Raw genomic sequence first — 26434 nt, forward strand, 5'->3', positions numbered from 1 at the left:
CAAACAAACACCGAATCACATATTCGGATAGTTCGGACCGCCGCCACCCTCAGGCGTCACCCAGACGATATTCTGGGTCGGGTCCTTGATATCGCAGGTCTTGCAATGCACGCAGTTCTGCGCGTTGATTACGAGACGCTCGCTGCCGTCGTCGTTCTTCACGAACTCATACACCGCGGCGGGGCAGTAGCGTGACTCCGGACCGGCATAGGTCTGCCAGTTCACATTCACCGGCACCGAAGGATCTTTCAGCGTCAGGTGAGCCGGCTGATTCTCTTCGTGGTTGGTGTTCGAAATGAACACGGAAGACAGCCTGTCGAACGTCAGCTTTCCATCCGGCTTCGGATACGTGATCTGCTTGCACTGCGATGCCGGTTTCAGCATCTCGTGATCCGAATGCTGGTGGTGCAGCGTCCAGGGCACATTGCCGCCCAACAGCTTCTGCTCGATGCCGACCATCAGGGTGCCGAGGTACAGGCCCTTGCTCATCCACTGCTTGAAGTTGCGCGCGCGATGCAGTTCCGTGTGCAGCCACGAGGTCTTGAACGACTCCGGATAGGCCGTCAGCTCATCGCTGGTGCGACCTGCCTGCACGGCTTCAAAAGCAGCCTCAGCCGCCAGCATGCCGGTCTTGATAGCCGCATGCGAACCCTTGATCCGCGATGCGTTCAGGAAGCCGGCATCGTCACCCACCAGCGCGCCACCCGGGAACACCAGCTTCGGTAACGACAACAGACCGCCCGCGGTGATCGCCCGCGCGCCATACGACACGCGCTTGCCGCCTTCCAGAATTGCGCGGATTGCCGGATGCGTCTTGTAGCGCTGGAATTCCTCGAACGGCGACAGGTACGGATTCGTGTAGCCCAGACCGACCACGAAGCCCACCACCACCTGGTTGTTGTCCATGTGATAGAGGAACGAGCCGCCGTACGTGTCGTTCTCCAGCGGCCAGCCGGCGGTATGCATCACCAGACCCGGCTTGTGCTTCGCCGGATCGATTTCCCACAATTCCTTGATACCGATACCGTAGACCTGCGGATCGACGCCTTCGCGCAGCTTGAACTTGTCGTTCAGTTGACGACCGAGATGCCCACGCGCGCCTTCGCAGAAGAGTGTGTATTTCGCGTGCAGCTCCATGCCGAGCTGGAAGTTCTCGGTCGGCTCGCCATCCTTGCCGATCCCCAGATTGCCAGTGGCGACGCCTTTGACCGAGCCATCGTCGTTATACAGAATCTCAGCGGCCGGAAAGCCCGGGAAAATCTCCACGCCCAGCGCTTCAGCCTGCTGACCCAGCCAGCGCGTGACGTTCGCGAGGCTGATCACGTAGTTGCCGTGGTTCTTGAAGTTGTCCGGCAGCGCCCAGGTCGGCACGCTCTTCGAACCGGTTTCCGTCAGGAACAGGAACTTGTCTTCGGTCACGTCCACCGTCAGCGGCGCGCCTTTTTCCTTCCAGTCCGGGATCAGTTCGGTGATGGCGCGCGGATCCATCACCGCGCCCGACAGGATATGAGCCCCGATCTCCGAGCCTTTTTCCAGTACGCACACGCCAAGCTCGACGCCTTTCTCCGCCGCCAGCTGCTTCAGGCGGATCGCTGCGGACAGGCCTGCCGGGCCGCCGCCGACGATCACAACGTCGTATTCCATCGACTCGCGTGGACCGTATTGCTCAATGAGGCTTGCGGGGGTCATTGATGCTCCTCTTCTTACCGTTAGAATGCTTTTTTCGGGATCGTATTGTGGGCGATGGTCTCCGCCACTGCAACCAGATGAGCAGAGATTAGCACGATCGTTCTATTTCTGTGATACGGTATGACCCGCAGTGATGGTCCTACCGCACCTGTCAACCGCGTCTGTAACAACAACCGAACAAGGAACGACAATGGGCCGTTCGATCAATCTGGAAGGCAAGGTCGCGCTGATCACCGGCGCCTCGAGCGGGTTGGGGAAGCGCTTTGCTCAAGTATTGTCGCAGGCTGGCGCCAAGGTCGTGTTGGCAAGCCGCCGCACCGAGCGCCTGAAGGAGTTGCGCGCCGAGATCGAAGCCTCCGGGGGCGCGGCGCACGTCGTCTCACTCGACGTCACGGATTATCAAAGCATCAAGTCGGCGGTCGCCCACGCGGAAACCGAGGCGGGCACGATCGACATTCTGGTGAACAATTCAGGCGTGTCGACCACGCAGAAGCTCTCGGAAGTCACGCCGGCCGACTTCGAATACGTGTTCGACACTAACACGCGCGGCGCCTTCTTCGTTGCGCAGGAAGTCGCCAAGCGCATGATCATGCGCGGCAATAGCGCGCAGAAGCCGTCATACCGGATCATCAATATCGCGTCGATGGCGGGCCTGCGGGTGTTGCCGCAGATCGGCCTGTACTCGATGAGCAAAGCCGCAGTCGTCCATATGACGAAAGCCATGGCGCTGGAGTGGGGCAAGCACGGCATCAACGTGAACGCCATCTGCCCGGGCTATATCGATACCGAGATCAACCATCATCACTGGTCGACCGAGCAGGGGCAGAAGCTGGTCTCGTTGCTGCCGCGTCACCGTGTCGGCAAGCCGGAGGATCTGGACGGGCTGTTGCTGCTGCTGGCGGCCGACGAATCGCAGTTCATCAACGGCTCGGTGATTGCCGCCGACGATGGCTTCGGTCTCGCCTGAACGTAGCTTTGCGCCGCCGTTCGTTGTTTGTCATGTTTGCCCCGGCCCGCGTGCCGGTTTCACCCTCGTTTCAACCCGTTAAAGAAGTACGATGAGCGATTTTCACGCAGTTTTTGAGATGTCTATGCCGATTCGGTGGGGCGATATGGACGCATTCGGCCATGTGAACAACACGGTCTATTTCCGCTACATGGAGCAGGTGCGGATTTCCTGGTTCGAGCAACTGGGTCTGGCCGGCAGCAACGCCGACGGGCAGGGGCCGGTGATCGTCAATGCGTCGATGGAGTTTCTCAAGCAGTTGCACTATCCCGGCGATGTGATTGGCCGGATGTCCGTGGCCACGCCCGGGCGCAGCAGTTTTGACACGGCGTTCGAGCTCGTGCGTGCCGACGATCCGAACACGGTCTACGCCCGCGGTGCTGCGCGCTGCGTGTGGATCGACTATGCCGCGGGCAAGTCGGTACCGGTTCCGGATATGCTGCGCGCGACCATCGAGAGCGCGGCGCTGGTCAAGGCGGCTTAGTAGCTCCCAGCGCTCTCAGCGCCTTCTCAATGCCCGAGCAAGCGCTGCAACAGCTCGGTCGCATTCCCCGTATCGTATTTGCGCATCAGCCGCGCGCGGTAGACATCGACCGTGCGCGGGCTGATATCCAGCGCCCGTCCGATCTGCTTGCTGGTTTTGCCCGTCACCAGTTGCGCGGCGATTTCCCGCTCGCGCGGCGTTAGCTCGACCGCCACGCGCCGTGTCGCGCTCAAATCCTCGAAAGTCCACACACCCGCTGCGTGCGGGTCCATGCGTTGCTGCGCGCGGCCCGTCACGTGGCACCAGAACAATTCCCCATTGGCCCGTTTCATGATCCGGTCGTCCGCGTAGCTGCCTTGTGCGGTCATGATCGGCGGAATCCGCGCGCCGATCCGCTCGAATTCGTCCGTCGACGGATACAGCACCTGGAAAGACTGGCCGAGCAGCGCCTCGCGGGTGCAGCCGAATATCGACGCCAGCTCGTCGTTGCAGTCTTCTATGATGCGTTCGCGTGACAGCACGAGTCCGATCGGGGCGAGGTGAAACGCGGTTTGGTAATCCAGTGCGGGCATGGGCTGGCGGCAAGTACTTATGTATTTTTGCGTATTGTGCCGCATGGCGCGCCCAGCGTACTCTTTCGGGCACATGACAACGCGGCGAAATGTTTGCAGCAGGCATTTGCGTGAGGCAGGGTAACCTGAGCGCAGAACAGGCCGCGGATGACTAGAATGACGTGTCGGGCGCTTGCCCGCTAAGCGTCATATCGAAGTCGCAACGATCCGAATTCCGTTTTCGGGTTTCCATAAAGGAAGGGACATACTGATGAACAAGGTCTATCCAGGCGCCGCCGAGGCGCTGAAAGACATCGTCAAGGACGGGCAGACGTTCGCCGTCGGCGGTTTCGGGCTGTGCGGCATTCCTGAGGCGCTGATCGCGGCACTGCGCGATTCGAAGGTGCAGGGCATCACCTGCATCAGCAACAACGCGGGCGTCGACGGTTTCGGCCTCGGTCTGCTGCTCGAAACGCGCCAGGTCAAGAAGATGATTTCGTCGTACGTGGGCGAGAACAAGGAGTTCGAACGCCAATATCTGGCCGGCGAACTCGAGCTCGAATTCACGCCGCAAGGCACGCTCGCCGAGAAGCTGCGCGCCGGCGGCTCGGGCATCCCGGCCTTCTTCACGAACACCGGCTACGGCACGCTGATCGCCGAAGGCAAGGAAACCCGCCAGTTCGGCGAAAACCATTACGTGCTCGAACATTCGCTGACGGCCGACGTCGCGTTGGTCAAGGCGTGGAAAGCCGATAAATCGGGCAACCTGATCTATCGCCGCACCGCGCGCAACTTCAACCCGATGTGCGCGATGGCCGGCAAGATCACGGTCGCGGAAGTCGAGGAAATCGTTGAAGTGGGCGAACTCGATCCGGATGCGATCCACACGCCGGGCATTTTCGTGCAGCGCATTGTGCTCAATGCGAATCCGGAAAAACGCATTGAACAACGCATCGTCCGCGCGAAAGGAGACTGATCATGGCATGGACTCGTGACGAAATGGCCGCACGCGCGGCGAAGGAATTGCAGGACGGCTTTTACGTAAACCTCGGCATCGGCTTGCCGACGCTGGTGGCGAACCACGTTCCGGCCGGCGTCGAAGTGTGGCTGCAGTCGGAAAACGGCCTGCTCGGCATCGGCCCGTCGCCGACCGAAGAAGAAGTGGATGCTGACCTGATCAACGCCGGCAAGCAGACGGTGACCACGTTGCCGGGTTCGTCGATTTTCTCGTCGGCGGATTCGTTCGCGATGATTCGCGGCGGCCACATCAATCTGGCTATTCTGGGCGCGATGCAGATCAGCAAGAAGGGCGATCTGGCCAACTGGATGATCCCGGGCAAGATGATCAAGGGCATGGGCGGCGCGATGGATCTGGTCGCGGGCGTCAAGCGCGTGGTCGTGCTGATGGAGCATGTCGCGAAGGGCGACCAGCACAAGATTCTCGAAGAATGCACGCTGCCGTTGACGGGCGTGGGCGTGGTCGATCAGATCATCACCGATCTCGGCGTGATCGAAATCACGGAAGACGGTCTGAAGGTGACCGAACTGGCGCCGGGTGTCAGCGTCGAGGAAATCCAGACGAAGACGGGCGCATCGCTGGATGTGAGCGCGGTGAGCTGAGTGGTGGTGTGAGCCACCTGCTTTGGTCCTTGTGACGGAAGCTGGTGGCAACGCGAGTTGCCTTGTGGATCTTGGGGTGGCTTGCGAAGCGAATTGAATTGACGCGAGGTTGTAGGCGGGCGAGGCGCGAGTCTCGCCCGTTTTGTTTTGGTGGCGCCTTTTCGCGTCGTTTTTGCGCTGTCCGGATCCGGGCGCCGGCGCTGCGGCTTATACCCTAGTGCATCCTGATCAGTCTTAGGCCGTTCGGCCGATCCTTGCCGCGCGGCAAAGCGGTTTACAATCGTTTGAAGAGTCGACGTTCATTTCCCGCCGCTTGGTCTGCGTCGAGCCCATGGCGCTTTTGCAAGGAACCCAGATGACCGAGACGTCTGCATCCACCGCCGGGCGGCCCGCGCCGCGCCAACGTTATGTGCAGTGCGCGAGCGCCGGTGGCCTGCACCGGATCGCCTACACCGAGTGGGGCGACCCCGCTAATCCACGTGTGCTGCTGTGCGTGCACGGTTTGACGCGCTCGGGGCGCGATTTCGACCGCCTTGCGGCGGAATTCGCCGGCACTTACCGCGTGGTATGTCCGGATGTAGCGGGGCGGGGCTTGTCTTCCTGGCTCGCCAACCCCAACTTCTATAGCGTGCCGCAGTACGCCGCCGATATGGTCACGCTGATCGCGCGTCTGAACGTCGAAACGGTCGACTGGTTCGGCACCTCGATGGGCGGTTTGATCGGACTCGCTTTGGCCGGCCTGCCGGAAACGCCGATTCGTAAAATGCTGTTGAACGACGTCGGGCCGCATCTGGAGCCGGTGGCCGTGCAGCGCATCGGCGATTACCTCGGCAAGCCCGTGCGTTTCGAAACGCTGCAGCAGGGTATCGATTACGCCGCGTTGCTTGCTCAAACCTTCGGTCCGCTCACGCCAGAGGAGTGGCGCGAGATCAATACGCCGCTTTTGCACGAGCAGGACGGCGCATGGTTGTTCCGCTACGACCCGCGGATCGCACAGCCGTTTACCGCGACCACTGAGGAGGCGGCCAAACTCGGCGAGGCCGCATTGTGGCATTCGCTGGCTGCGTTTCAGGGGCCTGTGTTAGTGGTGCGCGGCGAGCAATCGGATCTGCTCTCGCGCGAGACGGTCGCGAAGATGATTGAGACCGGGCGCGCTGTAACGAGCGCCGAAATTGCGGGCGTCGGGCATGCGCCGGCGTTTTTGTCGGCCGATCAGATCGACATCGCGAGGCAGTTCTTTATCGGGCCGGCCGCTGACGCGTCATAATATCGAGTTCCGCGCGGCGTCCTTTATTGGCCACCCGTGGATGCGATGCGTAGGTGCAATGCGGAACGCATCTGCGATCAATTTTCAACCAACCTCAGGATTCTTCATGGCAGTCATTCGTCACCACGTCGGCAAGCGCCTCTCGGAAACCGCTGTGTACAACGGCACCGTGTACCTCGCCGGCCAGATCGCCGAAGACGCGGATCAGGACATCACGGGTCAGACGCGCGAAGTGCTCGGCCACATCGACCGTCTGCTGGAAGAAGTCAACAGCGACAAGTCGCACTTGCTGTCCGTGCAGATCTATATCTCGGACATGGTGCACTTCGCCGGCATGAACGCAGTGTGGGACGAGTGGGTCGCACAAGGCGCCACGCCGCCGCGCGCTACCGTCGAAGCGAAGCTCGCTAACCCGAAGTGCCTCGTCGAAATCGTCGTGGTCGCGGCGCAGCGCGATTGAGCGTGGCTGAGGCTGGCTTTAGCGTCGTCTCGCAGTTGTTGTTGAAAATCCGTTGATCCGTCTGGCCCGGTGGGCCGTCGCACCATGACTACCGAAATCGTTACGAGCACGCCGACCCCCATCCCTTCCTTCGACGAAGCGATGGCGTTCGTGCGCGAACATGCGGGCGAAGTGCGGCTCTCGTCGGGCGAGTTGCTGGCGGATCACGCGGCGGGTACGGCGTCGATCATGCGCACGCTCAACGTCGATCCGCCGGCTGTGCTGGCGGCGGCCTTGTTTGCGCTAACGCCGCATCTGCAAGACCCGGAACGCGTGATCGCCGATAACTTCGGCGAAGAAGTCGCGCAACTGGTCGGCGACGTGCGCAAGTTGCTGCGCCTCGGTACGGTGAGCTTGCGCGCCGCGCAGAATGCGATGCCCGAAGCCGGGCGCGATGCGCAGGCCGCGCGCCGCGCGCAGGTCGAGGCGCTGCGCAAGATGCTGCTCGCGTTTGCGCAGGACATTCGCGTCGTGCTGATACGGCTCGCGTCGCGCTTGCAATCGCTGCGCTATTACGCGGCGGCGAAAATCACGCCGTCGCCTGATGTGGCGCGTGAAACGCTCGATATTTACGCGCCGCTCGCCAACCGGCTCGGCATCTGGCAACTGAAGTGGGAGCTCGAGGATCTCGCGCTCCGCTTCGAAGAGCCGGTCACTTACAAGCGCATCGCCAAGCTGCTCGACGAGAAGCGCGTTGAGCGCGAGAGCTATGTTGCGCAGGCAATCGAGCGGCTGCAGCAGGAACTGGCGGCGGCGCATGTGCAGGCTGAAGTCAGCGGCCGGCCAAAACATATTTACAGCATCTGGCGCAAGATGCACGGCAAGGAGCTGGATTTCGCCGAACTGTACGACGTGCGCGCGTTTCGCGTGATCGTGCAGGACATCAAGGATTGCTACACCGTGCTCGGCATCGTGCACAACCTGTGGCAACCGGTGCCGAAAGAGTTCGACGACTACATCTCGCGGCCGAAGCCGAACGGCTATAAGTCGCTGCACACGGTCGTGATCGGCGACGACGGCCGCGCGTTCGAAGTACAGATCCGCACGCAGGAAATGCATCAGTTCGCCGAGTATGGCGTGGCGGCGCACTGGCGTTATAAGGAAGCCGGCACGCGTGGGTACGGCGGGCAGTTCAGCGCCAATGAGAAGTACGACGAGAAGATCGCGTGGTTGCGTCAATTGCTCGCGTGGAAAGACGATGTCTCCGAAGGCGAGCACGGCGAGAAGCGCGCCGCGCAGCCGTGGGAGCAATTGCGGCAGGCTACGCTCGACGATGACCACATCTACGTGCTCACGCCGCAAGCACGCGTGATTCCGCTGCCGCACGGTGCGACGCCGGTGGACTTCGCGTATCACCTGCATAGCGAACTGGGGCATCGCTGCCGTGGCGCGCGCGTCGATGGTGCGATGGTGCCGCTCAACACGGCGTTGCAGAACGGTCAGACGGTCGAGATCGTCGCGGTGAAAGAGGGTGGTCCGTCGCGTGACTGGCTCAACCCGCAACTCGGGTATCTGCAGAGCCATCGGGCGCGGCAGAAAGTGCGCGCGTGGTTCAACGCGGTCGAAGTGCAGGAGCACATCTCGAGCGGCCGTGCGATGGTCGAAAAGACCCTGCAGCGCGAGGGCAAGACGTCGGTCAATCTCGATCAGCTCGCCGGCAAGCTCGGCTTCAAGACCACCGACGATCTGTTCTCGGTGGTTGGCAAGGAAGAATTCAGCCTGCGGCTCGTCGAGCAGGCGCTGCACGATGCGCCGCCGCCCGAGCCTGTGGTCGAAGCGCCGGAACAGTTCGAGAAGCGCAGTAGCGGCGCGAGCGTAGCCCGTGGGGCTTCGACGGGTGTGCTCGTGGTCGGCGTCGACGCGTTGCTTACGCAACTCGCGCGCTGTTGCCGTCCCGCACCGCCCGACGACATCAGCGGCTTTGTCACGCGTGGCAAGGGCATGTCGATTCACCGCAGCGATTGCCCGACCTTCATGCGCATGGCCGATCGCGCGCCGGAGCGTGTGTTGCAAACCGCGTGGTCGGCAGATGTCATGAGCGGCCGCGGGCAGTCGGTCTATCCCGTCGACCTCAGCATCGAGGCCACGGATAGGCAAGGTCTGCTGCGCGATATCTCCGAAGTTTTCGCGCGCGAGAAGATGAATGTGATCGGCGTGAAGACGCAGTCGCGTCGCAACGCTGCGTTCATGCAATTTACTGTCGAGGTGTCGAGCGCCGCGCAAATTCAGCGCGCGTGTACGTTGCTCGGTGAAGTAGTCGGCGTGGTGCGCGCTTCACGCAAGAGTTGATGCGCGGACGAGGCGGCGGGTGCCAGCAGGTGCCCGGCAGGCATCGGTTCGATGCGCCCGCGCGCATGAGTAGAAATTTAAAGTCGGTGCATAAAAGTACTTGCCAAGCGGTGTGGGGCTCCATATAATCTCGTTTCTTCAGGCTCGTAGCTCAGCTGGTTAGAGCACCACCTTGACATGGTGGGGGTCGTTGGTTCGAGTCCAATCGAGCCTACCAACGAAAGAGAAATTCCGGTTTTACCGGGGTTTCGCAAACTGCAGTAAGCGCTTCGGCGCAAAAGGCAAATACGGTTATGGCACCGCGAACGTTGACCGAAACTACTTCGGAGCGACGCTAGTCGAGGACCACTTTCGCCACTGTAGTTAGCAGGAAATGTGAATGCGGCCCCTCGAAAGCGGGGCCGCATTTTTTTTGGCTTTTTGACCTGGTTGTATGTGCCGCCGCCGGTCGGCACCACGGAGAACGCAATGGTTTCGATACGTCTGCCTGACGGTTCTGTTCGACAGTACGAGCATCCGGTGACCGTCGCCGAAGTGGCCGCCTCGATCGGCCCCGGCCTCGCGAAAGCTGCGCTCGGCGGCAAGATCGACGGTGAACTCGTCGATACGTCCGCGCTGATCGATCATGACGTGGCGCTTGCCATCATCACCGAGAAAGACGCCGACGGCCTCGACATCATTCGTCACTCCACGGCGCACTTGCTCGCGTACGCGGTGAAGGATCTGTTCCCGGAAGCGCAGGTTACGATCGGCCCGGTGATCGACAACGGTTTTTACTACGACTTCGCGTACAGCCGTCCCTTCACGCCGGAAGATCTCGAGAAGATCGAAAAGCGCATGCAGGAGCTCGCGAAGAAAGACGAGCCGGTTTCGCGCCGTGTGGTTTCGCGCGACGAGGCCGTGGACTACTTCAAGAGCATCGGCGAAAAGTACAAGGCCGAGATCATCGAATCGATTCCGGCTACCGACGAAATCAAGCTGTACTCGCATGGCGGCTTCACGGATCTGTGCCGCGGCCCGCACGTGCCGTCTACTGGCAAGCTGAAGGTCTTCAAGCTGATGAAGCTCGCGGGCGCCTACTGGCGCGGCGACTCGAAAAACGAGCAACTGCAGCGTATCTATGGCACGGCCTGGACGAAGAAGGAAGACCAGGAAGCGTATCTGCACATGCTTGAAGAGGCGGAAAAGCGCGATCACCGCAAGCTCGGCAAGCAACTGGACCTGTTCCATATGCAGGACGAGTCGCCGGGCATGGTGTTCTGGCATCCGCGCGGCTGGACGCTTTGGCAGCAGGTCGAGCAGTACATGCGCCGCCGCGTGAACGATGCCGGCTACCTCGAAATCAAGACACCGATGATCATGGACCGCTCGCTCTGGGAAGCGTCGGGCCACTGGCAGAACTATCGTGAAAACATGTTCACGACGGAATCGGAAAAGCGCGACTACGCGATCAAGCCGATGAACTGCCCTGGTCACGTGCAGGTGTTCAACCACGGCTTGCGCTCGTATCGCGATTTGCCGCTGCGTTACGCGGAATTCGGCTCGTGCCACCGCAATGAATCGTCGGGCGCATTGCACGGCCTGATGCGCGTGCGTGGCTTCGTGCAGGACGACGCCCACATTTTCTGTACCGAAGACCAGTTCATCAGCGAATCGATCGCCTTCAACACGCTGGCGATGAGCGTCTACAAGGACTTCGGCTTCGACAATGTCGAGATCAAGCTGTCGCTGCGCCCGGACGCGCGCGCCGGCACGGACGAGACATGGGACCGTGCCGAGCAGGGCCTGCGCGAGGCGCTGACGGCCTGCGGCGTGACATGGGAAGAGTTGCCGGGCGAGGGCGCGTTCTACGGCCCGAAGGTCGAATACCACATCAAGGACGCACTCGGCCGCTCGTGGCAGTGCGGCACGTTGCAGCTCGATATGGTGTTGCCGGAGCGTCTGGGCGCCGAATACGTCGCTGAAGACAACAGCCGCCGCCGCCCGATCATGCTGCACCGGGCAATCGTCGGATCAATGGAGCGTTTCCTCGGCATTCTGATCGAGCACCATGCTGGTGCAATGCCGTCGTGGCTCGCGCCGATGCAGGTTGTGGTGATGAATATCGCGGAAAGTCAGGCCGAATATGCGCAGTCGCTAGCCCAATCGTTGCAAAAACAAGGGGTTAGAGTAGAGGCCGATTTGCGCAACGAGAAGATTAGCTATAAAATACGGGAGCACACGCTGGAAAAGGTGCCGTACCTGCTTGTGGTCGGCGACAAAGAGCGTGAAGCCCAAACGGTAGCCGTGCGTGCCCGTGGTGGTGTCGATCTGGGTGTGATGCCTCTCGATACCTTCATTGAGCGTCTGCGCCAGGATGTGCAGTCGTTCAACTGAGCCACTTGGCAGCCCGGCTCGTTTTTTTAATTTTTAGAGGAAACGTAACATCGCTACTGATAAGTCTGCGCACCGCATCAACGGTGAAATTACAGCACCCGAGGTGCGTCTGGTCGGAGTCGAGAACGAACCGCTCGGCATCGTGAAACTCGCTGATGCGTTCCGCATGTCGGAACAGCAGGATGTGGATCTGGTTGAAATCGCTCCGCAAGCGGTTCCTCCGGTCTGCCGTTTGATGGACTACGGCAAGTTCAAGTACTCGGAAGCGAAGAAGCAACACGAGGCCAAGCTCAAGCAGAAGATCGTCCAGGTCAAGGAAGTTAAATTCCGCCCGGGCACTGATGACGGCGACTACAACGTCAAGCTGCGCAACCTCATCCGCTTCCTCGACGACGGCGACAAGACGAAAATCACGTTGCGTTTCCGTGGCCGCGAAATGGCTCACCAGGAAATCGGTATGCGCATGCTCGAGCGCCTGCGCACGGACCTCGACGAAGTTGGTCAGGTCGAGCAGATGCCGAAAATGGAAGGGCGCCAGATGATCATGGTGCTCGCGCCGAAGAAAAAGAAGTAAGCCGCTGGAGCAGCGGCGCACCGTGTGGTGCGCGCTCCGGTTGTGAAAGATTGAAACGATGCTGTGCCGGGTGTCCGGCGCAGCATCGGCAGGTTTCGGAACGGCGCATATGCAAATGTGCGTCGCTTCCTGAAAAGCGGCTGCCGGCAGTAACGGCGGTCTGCATACCAAGTGGAATGGGTTTCGAAGGGCGGGTAATGGCCATCTGGCCGACCGCACACCCATATCCATCTAATAATGGAGTTGTCATGCCGAAGATGAAGACCAAGAAGAGTGCTGCAAAGCGCTTCGTGGTGCGTCCGGGCGGTACCGTCAAGCGCGGTCAAGCCTTCAAGCGCCACATTCTTACCAAGAAGACCACCAAGAACAAACGCCATTTGCGCGGTTCGACGGCAGTTCATGAAGCAGATATGAACTCCGTGCGCGCAATGCTGCCGTTCGCTTAACCCTTAACCGACACTCATAGGAGCAAGACATGCCTCGAGTAAAACGTGGGGTTACCGCACGGGCCCGTCACAAGAAGATCATCAAGCTGGCCAAGGGTTACCGCGGCCGTCGCAATAACGTCTATCGCATCGCCAAGCAGGCGGTCATGCGCGCAGGCCAATACGCCTACCGCGATCGCCGCAACAAGAAGCGTGTGTTCCGTGCATTGTGGATCACGCGTATCAACGCGGCGGTGCGTCAGCACGACATGACGTACAGCGTGTTCATCAACGGCCTGAAGAAGGCTTCGATCGAACTCGACCGCAAGGTGCTGGCCGACATGGCTGTGTTCGACAAGGCTGCTTTTGCTGCGATCGTTCAGCAGGTGAAAGCCGCCGTTGCAGCCTGATTGCGCTTTGGGCAATTAAACTGCGTGGTTCGTTGCAGCGAACATCCGGTAGTCTCGGTGACGCTGCAGCAAAAACGGGGCTCCTCACCGAGCCCCGTTTTTGTTGGTAGAACCGGATTTGCTTCGATAGAACACTGACGTTGAAATGATGGGATCAATGGATCTGGACCAGATTGTCGCCGACGCGCAAAAAGCCTTCGCAGAAGCCTCCGACGTCACCACCCTCGAGAACGAGAAAGCGCGCTTTCTCGGCAAATCGGGTGCGTTGACCGAGCTATTGAAGGGCCTTGGCAAACTCGATCCCGAAACGCGCAAGACCGAAGGCGCACGGATCAACCTCGTCAAGCAACAAGTGGAGGCCGCGTTGACGGCCCGCCGTCAGGCGCTCGCCGACGCGTTGCTGAACCAGCGCCTCGCCGCTGAAGCCATTGACGTTACGTTGCCAGGCCGCGGCACCGGCGCAGGTAGTCTGCACCCGGTGATGCGCACATGGGAACGCGTCGAACAGATTTTCCGTACGATCGGATTCGACGTGGCCGACGGCCCCGAAATCGAAACCGACTGGTACAACTTCACCTCGCTGAACAGCCCGGAAAACCATCCGGCGCGTTCGATGCAGGACACCTTCTACGTCGACGGCAAAGATGCCGACGGCCGTCAACTGCTGCTGCGCACGCACACCAGCCCGATGCAGGTGCGCTACGCCCGTACCAATACGCCGCCGATCAAGGTGATCGTGCCGGGTCGCACGTATCGTGTGGATAGCGACGCAACGCATTCGCCGATGTTCAACCAGGTCGAAGGCCTGTGGATCGACGAGAACATCAGCTTCGCGGATCTGAAGGGCGTCTACTCAGACTTCCTCAAGAAATTCTTCGAGCGCGACGATATTCAGGTGCGCTTCCGTCCGTCGTACTTTCCGTTCACCGAACCGTCGGCTGAAATCGACATGCTGTTCGAAACGGGCAAGAACGCCGGCAAGTGGCTCGAAATTTCGGGTTCCGGCCAGGTTCACCCCACGGTGATCCGCAATATGGGCCTCGACCCCGAGCGCTACATCGGTTTTGCTTTCGGCAGCGGCCTCGAGCGGCTCACGATGTTGCGCTACGGCGTGCAAGACTTGCGTCTGTTCTTCGAAAACGACCTGCGTTTCCTGCGTCAATTCGCGTGAACTGGCGCGTACGAACGCGACAAGCATAGAGCGCGGCACTGCACGCAGTGCCGCAGCAGCGTCCCCGGCAGTGCCCAGTGAATCAATGGGCCGCCTGCCGGACCTGGACCTAACCTGATCAGAACGTACACAGAACCATGCAATTCCCGGAATCCTGGCTGAGAACCTTTGTCGATCCGCAACTGACGACCGATGAGCTGTCGCACGCGTTGACGATGGCGGGTCTCGAAGTCGAAGACCTGCGGCCGGCCGCGCCGCCGACCTCGAAGATCGTCGTCGGCCAGGTGCTGGAAGTCGTCAAGCACCCGGACGCGGACAAGCTCAACGTGTGCCAGGTCGACGCCGGCACGGGCGTGACGCTGAACATCGTGTGCGGTGCGCCGAACGTCGCGCCAGGCATCAAGGTGCCGGTCGCGCTGGTCGGCGCGCAACTGCCGCCGGCTGAAGAGGGCGGCGCGCCGTTCGCAATCAAGCTCTCGAAGCTGCGCGGCGTGGAAAGCCAGGGCATGCTGTGCTCGGCACGCGAACTGAAGCTCTCGGAAGATCATAGCGGCCTGATGATCCTGCCGGAAGCTACGCCGATCGGCCAGGACATCCGCGAAACGCTCAATCTCGACGACACGGTTTTCGAAATCAAGCTGACGCCGAACAAGGCGGACTGCCTGTCGGTGTTCGGCGTGGCGCGCGAAACATCGGCTATCACCGGCGCACCGCTGCGTCCGCTCGAGATCAAGCCGGTCGAAGTCAAGTTGAACGAAACGTTGCCCGTCAAAATCTCGGCGCCCGATTTGTGCGGCCGCTTCTCGGGTCGCGTGATTCGCGGCGTGAATGCGCGCGCGAAGTCCCCGCAATGGATGGTGCAGCGTCTCGAGCGTTCGGGTCAGCGCAGCATTTCCGCACTCGTCGACATCTCGAACTATGTGATGCTCGAACTGGGCCGTCCGTCGCACGTGTTCGATCTGGACAAGATCCACGGCGGCATGGACGTGCGTTGGGGCCGTAAGGGCGAAACGCTCAAGCTGCTGAACGGCAACACCGTCGAACTCGATGAAACCGTCGGCGTGATCGCCGATGAACAACACATCGAAAGCCTCGCCGGCATCATGGGCGGCGACAGCACGGCCGTTACGCTCGACACCACGAACATCTATCTCGAAGCCGCGTTCTGGTGGCCGGATAGCATTCGTGGCCGCTCGCGCAAGTACAACTTCTCGACTGATGCAGGTCATCGTTTCGAGCGCGGCGTCGATTACGCGACCACCGTCGAACACATCGAACGCATCACGCAACTGATCCTCGATATCTGCGGTGGCGAAGCCGGACCGGTCGACGATCAGATCGTCAACGTGCCGAAGCGCGAGCCGGTGAAGATGCGTGTCTCGCGTGCGAACCGCATCATCGGCATCAAGATCGACGTGGACGAAATTGCGCAGATCTTCACGCGCCTCGGCCTCACGTTCGAACGCGACGGCGATACGTTCTCGGTGATCCCGCCGTCGTACCGCTTCGATATCGAAATCGAAGAAGACCTGATCGAAGAAGTCGCGCGTATCTACGGCTTCGAAAAGATCCCTGCACGTCCGCCGGTCGCGACCAGCGAGATGCTGCCGACCAACGAAACGCAGCGCTCGATTCACGTTATCCGTCATGCACTCGCCGCACGCGATTACGCAGAAACAGTCAACTTCAGCTTTGTGGATGCCGAGTGGGAGTCGGACTTCGCCGGCAACGACAAGCCTGTTCGTCTGTTGAATCCGATTGCGAGCCAGTTGTCGGTCATGCGCACCACGCTGTTCGGCAGCCTGATCGAGGTCCTGCGCACGAACCTGAACCGTCGCGCGGCCGATCGCGTGCGCGTGTTCGAAGCCGGCCGCGTGTTCCTGCACGATCCGTCGATCAAGGCAGGTGAATTGACCGTCGAGGGTTTCGCGCAGCCGAAGATGATCGGCGGCCTCGCCTACGGTCCCGTGCTCGAAGAGCAGTGGGGCGCGCAAACGCGCACAGTCGACTACTTCGACGTGAAGGGCGATCTGGAAGCCGTGCTCGCGCCGGCAGTGGCGCGCTTCGTGAAAGCGGAGCATCCGGCATTGCATCCGGGCCGCAGCGCGCGTATTGAACTGAATGGCCGCGCAGTGGGCTGGATTGGTGAATTGCATCCGCGCTGGATGCAGAAATATGATTTGCCGCATGCGCCGATTCTGTTTGAAATCGAATCGGAAGCATTAATGCAGCGCGTATTGCCGACTCCGGCGGATGTGTCTAAATTCCCGCCGGTGCGTCGCGATATCGCGGTGGTTGTCGATCAGAAAATCGAGGTGCAGGCGCTGCTGGACGAGCTCCAGAAGGCTCAGTCCGAAGAGGCCTGCAAGACTGTTCAGAAGGTTGTGCTTTTCGACGAATTCCGTCCAAAATCAAACACTTCCGGTGGCTTGGCTGCTCACGAGAAAAGCCTTGCGTTCCGTGTGACCTTGCAAGATACTGGCGGGACCCTTCAGGATGAAACGGTCGATCTGGCCATTCAAACTCTGGTGGAACGTCTGGCTCGAGTATATGGCGCACGGTTGCGTGGATAACCCGCATTTAACATTTGCACGGCATTTTTTCGCAACCTCCGTTTCTGCTTGGCGCGCCATTTGATAGATATGAATGAAATGAACTCGAGTGATTTCGAAGCCCTTCTTACGGCGCAACGCAGCGCCATGATTCGCGATATTCCGACATCACCCGCGGCCGTTTCCACCGAAACGCCGACGCTTACCAAGGCTGAACTTGCCGAGTTGCTGTTCGACAATGTCGGGCTCAACAAGCGGGAAGCGAAAGACATGGTCGAAGCATTCTTCGAGGTGATCCGCGATGCGCTGGAGAGTGGCGACAGCGTGAAGCTGTCGGGGTTCGGCAACTTCCAGTTGCGCGACAAACCCCAGCGTCCCGGCAGAAACCCGAAAACCGGCGAGGCGATTCCGATCGCCGCGCGCCGCGTTGTGACGTTCCATGCAAGTCAAAAGCTGAAAGCGTTGGTCGAGAACGGCGCCGAAGCGAGCTTCGCGCGCTGATCGACTGGCGCGTCCCTGCGCAACCCACCACGACGGCTAACTGACGATGACAGCGACGATCGAAAAAGTCGTCTTGCCTCCGATTCCGGCGAAGCGCTACTTCACGATTGGTGAGGTCAGCGAACTATGCGGCGTGAAACCGCATGTGCTGCGCTATTGGGAACAGGAGTTCACGCAGTTGAGGCCGGTCAAACGGCGCGGCAATCGTCGGTACTATCAGCATCATGAGGTGCTGTTGATCCGGCGGATTCGTGAGTTGCTGTACGAGCAGGGCTTCACGATCAACGGTGCACGCAATCGGCTCGATTCGCATGGCGGCGGTGCGCAGGGTGGACCGGCTGACCTGGTCGAGGAAGGCGAGGGCGCGGCGGTTCCGGCCGCAGCAACGGCTGCGGTAGATGTGGAGCAGTTGCGCAAGGAATTGCTGCATGTGATCGACCTGTTGGGTCACTAGTTTTCTTTGTTAGCGCAGAGCGGTTCTAATCGATTGAAGTGTCTGTTATAATTTTTAGCTGTTCGGGGCGTAGCGCAGCCTGGTAGCGTACCTGCATGGGGTGCAGGTGGTCGGAGGTTCAAATCCTCTCGCCCCGACCAAAGAAATCAAGGCCTTACAAGCAATGCTTGTAAGGCCTTTTTCGTTTTGGCGTGGATTTTGCCCCCACGTTTGTTCTCACACCACGGTCGGCTCTTACGTGCCCGCACCAACAACCTGACGGTTCCTCTGGACTCGCTCGCCTGGTCATTCTTATCGTGAAGCAACCGCGACCAGCGCCGATGGCAAACCACGCAGGTCACTGAGAGGCGCAACCCGGCGTCGGCCGAATAGCGCTTTCGCATCCTCAAGCGTCTGCGGATCAAGAGCGAGGCACCCGCATTCGATCCCGCGCACAGCGAGCTCGTTCAATGCCCGCCGCATGTCTTCGCGCAAATAGCGAGGATCGAAGACATCGATATCAAACGGAACGCAATCGGACACGGTCAACAAGCTGGCCCTGAACAAGCCTATACGCGCGGCTTCGCGGCTCACCCGCGCACCGGCATGCCGAAGCGCAGCACCAAAGCGGGTGGAAAGCCCTGGACGAATCCGCGCAATATAGGCCTCGGTCGACGCGCTCCACGCCTCGTCGAAATCCTTGAACACGTGAAAGCGCACCCGTTGCCGCCCATCGGAATGAAAGCCGTACATCGCATAAGGTCGATCGCCCGTGCGCAGCGCTTGCCCAACTACGCGCGCGACGTCCAGCACGGTATCGATGCGCCCGTCGAACGCGTTCGATGCCGAGAGGTCGAGCAGTATCGCGAGCGGCACACCGCGCGCCTCGCGGCGGGGCGCCACGAAGCCTTTGAAGCGGTCCCGCTCGCCGCGCAGGGCATCAATGCGTCCCGCGATACATGCATCGAGATCAAGCAGATCGCCTTCGAACTCGCGCGTCCTGCCCGTGACGGCGTGCTGCCGTGTCGTATTGAGCACCGCCCTGACGCGCCGTGCCGGCGCGGCGTAATCGTGAAGGGCAGGGCAGTTTGGCGAAGCGGTATCCAGACTCAATGACTCGACGCTGCACCAGTTGCTGCGATAGCGTCGAATCACGTAGTCCCACTCCGGATAGCGGTGCAAAGATACGACGCGTGTGGGCAGTTCTTCATCGTGTGGGGCAGCGGCTGCCGGCGTGTCTCCGGGTCTATCCGCAATCCGCCTGGGCGGCGTTGGCTGATCTGGTGGAATCTCGCCGACTCCCTCGCTTTCCTGTGGCGCAACATTGCGCTCGGGCGCGACATCGCCGGATACCGGCGCGACCGCTGTCGGCGGCAAGTCCCACAATCCGCTGTTGTCGTCACGATAGATGGCGGCTGGGGTGTAAGTCTTCGCGTTGAACTGGATCCGCATCTGCCCGAGGTCGTTGCCCAGCAAGTTGCCCAGATGGCGTGAGATACCCGCGTCCGTTCCAGCGGTTCTGCTGAACGCCGCTTCGAATAGCGTGCGACCCTTTATGACCCAACCGTCGCGATCGACATAGCCAGGGTCGAGCAGACCGCGTGCAAGTCTCGCGATCAAAGCGGCCGCGGTGCCGCTGCTTTCTGAGCCCGTTCGATGAAACGGCAGCCACCAGCGCCGCAGTCCCGGATAGCGCGCAATCGCGAGCCGTTCGACCCGTGCGTCCTCGATTACACCAACCAGCGTCAACTGCAGCGGCCGCAGTCTGGCGGGATCGAAACGCACTGTCGAATAAGTCAGATGGGCTGCCGCATGTGCCGCACACGCCAGGTAGAAGCGGCGCGCGTCGTCCGGACCATCGGCCTCATACTCACGCGGCAACATCAGCGCGGTGCCCGTCACGATCGGACATGGTCGTGCGGCGACTGTCTGTTCGCTGCGCGCGAGCGCCTGCACGGGAGTGCTTATTTGCCACGCCGCGCGCAGATACAAACCGAGCGTCCGCTCGAAGCGCGTGAACGGAAAGACCTCACGCGTTGCGATCGCACAGGGTGCCTCGTCGATGCCGAGGCTGGCCGCTACCGCCGTGCCGGCGTTCATCCGAACACGCCACTGGCGATTGCCGTCAGCGCGGCGCACAGATCGGTGTCGTCGCTGAGCGGCTGGATGATGCCGATCCGGCACGCGGCCAGTGCATCCATTCCGTGTGCAATCAACGTCGCAGCGTAGATCAGCATGCGCGTCGAAGCCCCTTCCGGCAAGGCGGGATCGTCGAGTACGCGGGTCCGCGCCGCAATTGTCACGAGCTTTTCAGCCACTTCGTGCGGCACATTGCCTTCATGCGCGACGATTGCGGCTTCCGTCTGCGCACCCGGCCAGCCGAGGTCGAGCGCGACAAAGCGCTGACGTGTCGACGGTTTCAGATTTTTCGATACATGCTGATAGTGCGGATTGAACGAAATCACCAGGGTGAAATCCGGATGCGCGGTAATCAGCTCGCCGCTTTTGTCGATCGGCAGAATGCGGCGCGAATCGGTGAGCGGATGGATGACAACGGTCGTATCCTGACGGGCTTCGACCACTTCATCGAGGTAGCAGATCGCGCCATGCCTGACGGCGTTCGTGAGCGGCCCGTCTTGCCAGTAGGTACCGTTGCCGTCGAGCAGGTAGCGCCCGACGAGATCGCCTGCGTTCATGTCCTCGTGACAGGCAATGGTCACGAGCGGGCGTTTCAGCCGCCACGCCATGTGTTCGACCAGGCGCGTCTTGCCGCAGCCGGTCGGTCCTTTGAGCATGATCGGCAGCCGTGCATGGTAAGCCGCTTCGAACCACGCCAGTTCATGGTCGACCGGTTCATACCACGGCTCCTGCGTGACGCGCCACGCATCCAGCGGTGCGCCGGCCGGCGCGAGTTGCGGTCTCGTCATGCGCCCCCCTGCTCGTAGGCATGCGCAGCCCGTAGTACGGTGGCATCGGCGAAATGCCGCCCCGTGATCATCAGACCCACGGGCAAACCATCCACCGCTTTGCATGGCACCGAAATCGAAGGATGACCCGTCAGATCGAACGCGGCTGTATTGGCGCACATGTTGAGCGCTTGCCTCACAAAGGTCTTGCGATCGGTCTCCTGACCGGCAAGCCGCGCATGCGCCGTCTGCGGCGTAGTCGGCATGACGACGAGATCGTACGTACCGAACACGCGCTCGTACGCAGCGTTCAGTTGGCGCGCCAGATTGCGGGCACGCGCATAAAACACGCCTTGGTAGTAGTCCGTCATGTATGCGGCGACGAGGACACCCATCTTTGCGGTCGGCGAGAAGTCGCCGCCGTGAGTCTTGATGCCGCGTCCCATTGCCGACATCAGGCGTGGGTCGTAGAGCCCCTTGTTCTGGTAGGCGTGATGCCCCGCATAGAAATTGGCGACGCCTCCCTCGATTGCGACCGCGTTCCACACCGGCACGACCATCCGGTGTTCCGGCACGGAGATTGTGTCGACCGTCGCGCCGAGACGCATCAGCGCCTGCACCGCAACGCGTACGGCTTCGTCGACTTCAGGCAGCGCTTCCTCCGAGCCGAATCCTTCCGACACGACCGCGATCTTCAGGCCATGAATGCTGCCCGTCAGCGCACGCGTGTAGTCGCACTTTTCAACTGGCTTCGTCTGACGCGGGTCGGCGTCGGCATCGTCGAGCCCGGCGATGACCGAGAGCAGCAGGGCGGCATCGCTGACGGTACGCGTCATCGGACCGATATGGTCGATCGTCAGGTCGAAGCCGACGATGCCTGTATACGGCACGAGGCCGTGCGTCGGTTTGTGGCCGACGGTGCCCGACCACGACGACGGAATCCGGATCGAGCCACCCTGATCGCCGCCGATCGCGAGATCGACCAGACCGCTGGCAACCGCCGCGGCCGAGCCGCATGACGAGCCGCCCGCGAGATGCGCCGGGTTCGCTGCGTTGAGAGTAGGGCCGTAAGTGCTCGTGTGGCCGCCGCCCGAAAACGCGAAGTCGTCGGTGTTGAGAATCGCGCTGATGTGCGCGCCGTCGGCGAGCAGCCGCTTCACGATGGTTGCGTCACGCTCGGGCACGTAGTCGTACAGCAGGCGCGACGCGCACGACATTGGAATGCCGGCGACGCTGATCGTATCCTTGAGCCCGACGGTTTTCCCGGAGAGCCGCCCCTGCGCGCCGGGCAGATGCACCGAGCAGTTGCGCACCACTGCGTTGAGCGGATCGTCGTGCGGAGCCGGACGCGTGCCCGCGACACGCACCGCCGGCAGGACGTCGAATGCAGGTTCGGAATACTGATCGAGCGTGTCGTAAAGCGACAGGTTTTCGCAGACGAGTTCGTAGTACTCGTCGAGTTCGACTTCGGTCAGAGACAGATGACGGGCTCGGCTGATTTCAATCAGATCGGTTTTTGACGGACGGCGCAGTGTCACGGGCATACCTCTCGGTTGCGGTTCTGGGACGAATGGGACGCGCGCGGCGCCCCTTCGTGGACACCGTCGAGCGTCCGATGGACAGCCTCGACGGCGGTGGAAAAGATCGCGCGCAACGCGACGCTGTCGGCGGCCAGCATCCTGACGAACGTGCCGCATGCGCCCGGCAGCACACCGGCTGCGGCATAGGCCGTTGAGAGGGGCATGTCGAGTGTCTGAAGGGCTGCGTTGATGGCGTGCGCCAGTGCTTCGCTGCCTGCATCGCCGTCGTCGAGCCTGAGCACGAGCAGGCCGCCGTGCGCGCCATACATCTGGCGCACGCCGGAGAGCGAACCGCGTGATGCGCCAGGCGCGAGGCGAAAACGGTCGCGCGCCAGCAGTTGTGCGTCGGCGTTGTGTATGTTGATGGTCGCATCCAGCATGCCGAAGCCCGCGGTGCGACGCGTGGGGTCGTGAGTGAGCCACGTATCGGCGATGAGAACCGTCGCGCCGCCATGCAACACGACATCGATGGTGCTCACAAGCCGGGCGGCGGGAAACAGGATGGTCGGCTGCGGCAGATAGTCGAATCGCGATTGCGGATGCGCTTCAATGGCGACCCGCGAATGCGCGATGCCGTGTGTCATCGTATGCACGATGGTTGCTGCCGCTGTGCGAATGGCAGCTTGCGCGCGCGGCATCGCCACGAAGCGCTGAAACACGCGGTCGCCCTCGAACAGGCCGCCCGATGAAGACTGCACGATCACTTCCGCTGTCGCATCCGAGGCCGGCGCACGATCGATACATCGTGTTACCGGCAAGATACGGCCGACATGGAACGGATAACCGCTGCGTTGCCGCGAGAGCCACGTCTTTCCGGACGGTGCGCGTTCGAAACACAGATCGAGTTGCGCGGCATCCGCATGGCCGTGGACCGCTGCAAGGGCGCCAGGAGCGCACAAGCCGGCACCCATGCCGGCCGTCGTGCAAGCGCCCGCGCCGGCGTGATCGGGCAGTGTTTCAGAGCGCATCGAAGAGCACGTTCTCGATAATGGCATCGGCCACCGCATCGACCCCGTCGCCTGTTGCGCAGTTGGTCAACAGCACGGGCCGCTCGCCGCGCACTTCGCGCGCCTCGCGGACCATCCGTTGCAGATCGACACCCACGTGAGGCGCAAGGTCGAACTTGTTGATCACGAGCAGATCGCAGGACAGCACACCGAGGCCGCGTTTGCGTGGGATGTCGTCACCGGCCGCGACGTCGATGACGAAGATCCAGTAGTCGACCAGATCGAGCGAGAACGACGACGCGAGATTGTCACCGCCCGATTCGATCAGTACCAGCCGCAAGCCGGGGTAGCGCGCGTCCAGTTCGTCGGCCGCCTGCAGGTTGAGGGTCGGGTCTTCGCGGATCGCAGTGTGCGGGCACGCGCCCGTTTCGACGGCCAGCACGCGTGCTGGATCGATCAGGCCGCTGCGACGCACGCGTTCGGCGTCTTCGCGCGTGACGAGATCGTTGGTGATCACCGCGAGGTCGATCCCGCGTGCGGCGAAACGCGGAATCAACTGCTCGAGCAGGCGCGTTTTGCCCGATCCCACTGGACCGCCTATGCCGACGCGGGCCGCACGTGCGGCATGCACAGTAGACCGCGCGGCGTTCTCAAAGGGATTCGTTGCAAGCTGCATGCCGCCGGAGAAATCAGAATCGGTGCTCATCGAAAACCTCCTCTATCGCGTCCGATGCCGCTAACGCAACATGTAACGCCGGCTAAGCGGCACTTCGCGTGCGGGGTCGCAGCGGATCACCTGGCCGTCCACCGACACTTCGAACGTCTGCGCATTGACGGAGATGGACGGACACGCGTCGTTATGCAGCATGTCGCGCTTGCTAAGGCTTCGTGTGCCATGTGCGCTGACCAGCCTGCGCGTGATGCCTAGCCGGCCGTGCAAATCGGCGCCGAGCGCAAGCGGATTCACGAAGTTGACCGCGAGCGAGGCGGGCGCGCGTCCGAACGCCCCCCATTGCGGACGCATCGCAAGCGGCTCACAGGTCATGAGCGATGCTGCCGAATCACCCATCGCCCCCCAGGCAATAAAGCCACCCTTGATCACAACCTCGGGCTTGATGCCGAAGAACGCGGGCCGCCACAGCACGATGTCGGCGAGCTTGCCGTCTTCGAGCGATCCGACCGTGTCGGCAATACCGAAGGTGCGCGCTGCGTTGATCGTGTACTTTGCGATGTAGCGCTTGATCCGCTCGTTGTCGCCGCGCGCCGTGCGCTCGCTTGAAAGACGCCCGCGTTGGTCCTTCATCTTCGAGGCCAGCTGCCAGGTCCGGCAGATCACCTCATTGATACGCCCCATCCCCTGGCTGTCCGAACCGAGCATCGAGATCGCCCCGAGATCGTGCAATACGTCTTCGGCGGAAATCGTCTGCGCGCGGATGCGCGATTCAGCGAACGCGACGTCTTCCGGCACCGCCGGGTTCAGGTGATGGCACACCATGATCATGTCGAGGTGCTCATCGAAGGTGTTCACGGTGTACGGATTGGTCGGATTGGTTGACGAGGGCAGGCAGTTCATACGTCCCGCCACCGCGATGATGTCGGGCGCATGGCCGCCGCCCGCGCCTTCGGTGTGGTACATGTGGATCGTGCGGTCCTTCATCGCTGCAACGGTGTCTTCGAGAAAGCCGGACTCGTTCAACGTGTCGCTATGCAGTTGCACCTGAAAATCGTATTCATCGGCGACCGTCAGACACGTGTCGATCACCGCGGGCATGGCGCCCCAGTCTTCGTGAATCTTCAGCCCGAGGCAGCCGCCCCGCAGCTGGCCGATGAGCGAACCCGGCTTGCTCGAGTTGCCGCGCCCGAGAAAACCGAAGTTGAGTGGCCACTGCTCGGAGGCCTGCATCATGCGCCCCACGTTCCACTCGCCGCCGCAATCGATGCCGACCGTGATGGGGCCAAGCGAACCGCCAATCAACGTGGTGAGGCCGGAGGCGAGCGCGTGTTCGCAGAGCTGCGCCGAATCGAAATGCACGTGGACGTCGATACCGCCTGGGGTGGCGATCAGCCCCTCGGCGTCCTTGACGGTCGTTGCGACGCCGCACACGAGGCGCGGATCGACGCCGTCCATCACCTGTGGATTGCCCGCCTTGCCGATCGCCACGATCCGGCCGTCTTTGACGCCGATGTCGCCTTTCACGATGCCGAGCACCGGATCGATGATCGTCGCGTTGCAGATCAGCATGTCGAGTGCGCCGTCTGCGCTGTCGTGTCCGGCCTTCAGGCCCATGCCGTCGCGCAGCGTCTTGCCGCCCCCGTGCAGGCATTCGTCACCCGGCACCGCATAGTCGTGCTCGATCTCGGCGAGAAGCGACGTGTCGCCTAGCCGCACTGCGTCGCCGGTGGTCGGGCCGAACATCTCGGCGTAGGCCTTGCGTGTCATCGTAACCATTCAGGCTCCTTCGAAGCCGCGCTGTGCGGCGCGTGCGATGGCAGCCTCGCGGCGGCCGGGGTCGTCGAGCGCACCGTCGGTCAAACCATTGAGACCGAAAATCTCCTGTGTGCCACCGAAGGCGACCAGCGTTACGTCCTTCGCATCGCCGGGCTCGAAGCGCACGGCCGTGCCCGCCGGAATATCGAGCCGCATGCCGAATGCGGTGGCACGGTCGAAGCGCAGCGCACGATTGACTTCGAAGAAGTGGAAATGACTGCCCACCTGAATGGGCCGGTCGCCCGTGTTGACGGCACGCACGGTGGTGCGAACGCGGCCTGCGTTCAGTTCGATCTCGCCTTCCGCGGCGAGGATTTCGCCGGGGACCACGGCGTCGGCGGCGCTTGCGTGCATGCCGGGCCGGATCGGTTGATGCACGGTGACGAGCTTGGTGCCATCGGGAAACGAGCCTTCCACCTGCAGCATCGGTACCAGATCGGCGACGCCGGGCAGTACATCGTCCTCGCAAAGCAGCGTCGATCCGTACGCGATCAGATCGGCCACGCTGCGGCCTTCGCGCGCGCCCTCCAGAATCTCATCGGCGATCAGCGCGACGGCTTCCGGATGATTGAGCTTCAGGCCCTTGTCGCGATGACGGCGGGCGAGTTGCGCGGCGGTGAAGAGTGTCAGGCGCTCGTATTCGGTCGGGGTCAGCAGCATCGCGGT

24 protein-coding genes and 2 tRNA genes are annotated in these 26434 nt (G+C 61.7%); 17 read left to right on the plus strand and 9 right to left on the minus strand.

Annotation, left to right across the window (positions count from 1 at the left end; translation table 11 throughout):
* Nucleotides 1-15: 15 nt before the first annotated feature.
* Nucleotides 16-1689 carry an electron transfer flavoprotein-ubiquinone oxidoreductase gene (locus M0D66_RS26970; RefSeq protein WP_093643308.1) on the minus strand — a complete coding sequence of 558 codons (1674 nt, stop codon included), beginning with the start codon at nt 1687-1689 and terminating at the stop codon, nt 16-18.
* Nucleotides 1690-1879: 190 nt separating this feature from the next.
* On the opposite strand from M0D66_RS26970, the gene M0D66_RS26975 reads away from it, so the two are divergent.
* Nucleotides 1880-2656 (plus strand): SDR family oxidoreductase, encoded by a 777-nt coding sequence (locus tag M0D66_RS26975; RefSeq protein ID WP_093643305.1) that lies wholly within the window; start codon nt 1880-1882, stop codon nt 2654-2656.
* Nucleotides 2657-2747: 91 nt separating this feature from the next.
* On the plus strand, nt 2748-3179 hold the full coding sequence (locus M0D66_RS26980; protein ID WP_097389915.1) for a thioesterase family protein: 432 nt from the start codon (nt 2748-2750) through the stop codon (nt 3177-3179).
* Between the two features lie 26 nt (nt 3180-3205).
* Here the strand turns inward: M0D66_RS26980 and M0D66_RS26985 are convergent, their stop codons facing one another.
* Nucleotides 3206-3751: a LuxR C-terminal-related transcriptional regulator gene (locus tag M0D66_RS26985; RefSeq protein ID WP_054040426.1), complete on the minus strand. Its 546-nt coding sequence runs from the start codon at nt 3749-3751 to the stop codon at nt 3206-3208.
* A gap of 250 nt (nt 3752-4001) precedes the next feature.
* On the opposite strand from M0D66_RS26985, the gene M0D66_RS26990 reads away from it, so the two are divergent.
* The 15 genes from M0D66_RS26990 (at nt 4002) to M0D66_RS27060 (ending at nt 18008) form a co-directional block, all read left to right on the plus strand.
* Nucleotides 4002-4706, plus strand: a complete 705-nt coding sequence (locus M0D66_RS26990; protein WP_054040428.1) for a CoA transferase subunit A — start codon at nt 4002-4004, stop codon at nt 4704-4706.
* 2 nt (nt 4707-4708) lie between these two features.
* On the plus strand, nt 4709-5350 hold the full coding sequence (locus tag M0D66_RS26995) for a CoA transferase subunit B (protein WP_054040430.1): 642 nt from the start codon (nt 4709-4711) through the stop codon (nt 5348-5350).
* 355 nt (nt 5351-5705) lie between these two features.
* Nucleotides 5706-6617, plus strand: coding sequence for an alpha/beta fold hydrolase (locus tag M0D66_RS27000; protein ID WP_266212093.1), 912 nt, complete (start codon nt 5706-5708; stop codon nt 6615-6617).
* Between the two features lie 106 nt (nt 6618-6723).
* A complete protein-coding gene (locus tag M0D66_RS27005) occupies nt 6724-7077 on the plus strand; it encodes a RidA family protein (RefSeq protein WP_028200195.1) in 354 nt (117 codons plus the stop codon).
* A gap of 84 nt (nt 7078-7161) precedes the next feature.
* A complete protein-coding gene (locus M0D66_RS27010; protein WP_266212094.1) occupies nt 7162-9405 on the plus strand; it encodes a bifunctional (p)ppGpp synthetase/guanosine-3',5'-bis(diphosphate) 3'-pyrophosphohydrolase in 2244 nt (747 codons plus the stop codon).
* Nucleotides 9406-9545: 140 nt separating this feature from the next.
* Nucleotides 9546-9622, plus strand: a tRNA-Val gene (locus tag M0D66_RS27015).
* 251 nt (nt 9623-9873) lie between these two features.
* The gene (gene thrS, locus M0D66_RS27020) at nt 9874-11781 is read left to right on the plus strand and encodes a threonine--tRNA ligase (RefSeq protein ID WP_211702349.1); all 1908 of its coding nucleotides are present in this window, start codon (nt 9874-9876) and stop codon (nt 11779-11781) included.
* Between the two features lie 49 nt (nt 11782-11830).
* Nucleotides 11831-12355, plus strand: a complete 525-nt coding sequence (infC, locus tag M0D66_RS27025) for a translation initiation factor IF-3 (RefSeq protein WP_074263967.1) — start codon at nt 11831-11833, stop codon at nt 12353-12355.
* 248 nt (nt 12356-12603) lie between these two features.
* A complete protein-coding gene (rpmI, locus tag M0D66_RS27030) occupies nt 12604-12801 on the plus strand; it encodes a 50S ribosomal protein L35 (protein ID WP_028200199.1) in 198 nt (65 codons plus the stop codon).
* Between the two features lie 29 nt (nt 12802-12830).
* Entirely contained in the window at nt 12831-13190 is a 360-nt protein-coding gene (rplT, locus tag M0D66_RS27035) for a 50S ribosomal protein L20 (RefSeq protein ID WP_006052502.1), read from the plus strand.
* 157 nt (nt 13191-13347) lie between these two features.
* Nucleotides 13348-14361 (plus strand): phenylalanine--tRNA ligase subunit alpha, encoded by a 1014-nt coding sequence (gene pheS, locus M0D66_RS27040; RefSeq protein WP_028200200.1) that lies wholly within the window; start codon nt 13348-13350, stop codon nt 14359-14361.
* 137 nt (nt 14362-14498) lie between these two features.
* Nucleotides 14499-16934, plus strand: a complete 2436-nt coding sequence (pheT, locus tag M0D66_RS27045; RefSeq protein ID WP_266212095.1) for a phenylalanine--tRNA ligase subunit beta — start codon at nt 14499-14501, stop codon at nt 16932-16934.
* A gap of 69 nt (nt 16935-17003) precedes the next feature.
* Entirely contained in the window at nt 17004-17414 is a 411-nt protein-coding gene (locus tag M0D66_RS27050; RefSeq protein WP_054040433.1) for an integration host factor subunit alpha, read from the plus strand.
* Between the two features lie 46 nt (nt 17415-17460).
* Nucleotides 17461-17868 (plus strand): MerR family transcriptional regulator, encoded by a 408-nt coding sequence (locus M0D66_RS27055; RefSeq protein ID WP_093643284.1) that lies wholly within the window; start codon nt 17461-17463, stop codon nt 17866-17868.
* A gap of 63 nt (nt 17869-17931) precedes the next feature.
* A tRNA-Pro gene (locus M0D66_RS27060) sits at nt 17932-18008 on the plus strand.
* Between the two features lie 151 nt (nt 18009-18159).
* Here M0D66_RS27060 and M0D66_RS27065 read toward each other — a convergent pair.
* The 7 genes from M0D66_RS27065 to ureB are packed head-to-tail and all read right to left on the minus strand — an operon-like array spanning nt 18160 to nt 26428.
* The gene (locus tag M0D66_RS27065) at nt 18160-19947 is read right to left on the minus strand and encodes a nitric oxide reductase activation protein NorD (protein WP_266212096.1); all 1788 of its coding nucleotides are present in this window, start codon (nt 19945-19947) and stop codon (nt 18160-18162) included.
* A complete protein-coding gene (locus M0D66_RS27070) occupies nt 19944-20774 on the minus strand; it encodes a CbbQ/NirQ/NorQ/GpvN family protein (protein ID WP_266212098.1) in 831 nt (276 codons plus the stop codon). The genes M0D66_RS27065 and M0D66_RS27070 overlap by 4 nt, the downstream gene beginning before the upstream one ends.
* Nucleotides 20771-22297 carry an amidase gene (locus tag M0D66_RS27075; protein WP_266212099.1) on the minus strand — a complete coding sequence of 509 codons (1527 nt, stop codon included), beginning with the start codon at nt 22295-22297 and terminating at the stop codon, nt 20771-20773. The genes M0D66_RS27070 and M0D66_RS27075 overlap by 4 nt, the downstream gene beginning before the upstream one ends.
* Entirely contained in the window at nt 22288-23301 is a 1014-nt protein-coding gene (locus M0D66_RS27080; RefSeq protein WP_266212100.1) for an urease accessory protein UreD, read from the minus strand. Before M0D66_RS27080 ends, M0D66_RS27075 begins: the two co-directional genes overlap by 10 nt.
* Nucleotides 23291-23986, minus strand: a complete 696-nt coding sequence (ureG, locus tag M0D66_RS27085; protein ID WP_266212101.1) for an urease accessory protein UreG — start codon at nt 23984-23986, stop codon at nt 23291-23293. Before ureG ends, M0D66_RS27080 begins: the two co-directional genes overlap by 11 nt.
* A gap of 30 nt (nt 23987-24016) precedes the next feature.
* Nucleotides 24017-25720 (minus strand): urease subunit alpha, encoded by a 1704-nt coding sequence (ureC, locus tag M0D66_RS27090; protein ID WP_301773122.1) that lies wholly within the window; start codon nt 25718-25720, stop codon nt 24017-24019.
* Nucleotides 25721-25729: 9 nt separating this feature from the next.
* A complete protein-coding gene (ureB, locus tag M0D66_RS27095; RefSeq protein WP_093643268.1) occupies nt 25730-26428 on the minus strand; it encodes an urease subunit beta in 699 nt (232 codons plus the stop codon).
* Nucleotides 26429-26434 lie beyond the last annotated feature (6 nt).

The organism is Paraburkholderia sp. SECH2 (genome assembly GCF_030464795.1).
Lineage (GTDB): Bacteria > Pseudomonadota > Gammaproteobacteria > Burkholderiales > Burkholderiaceae > Paraburkholderia > Paraburkholderia aspalathi.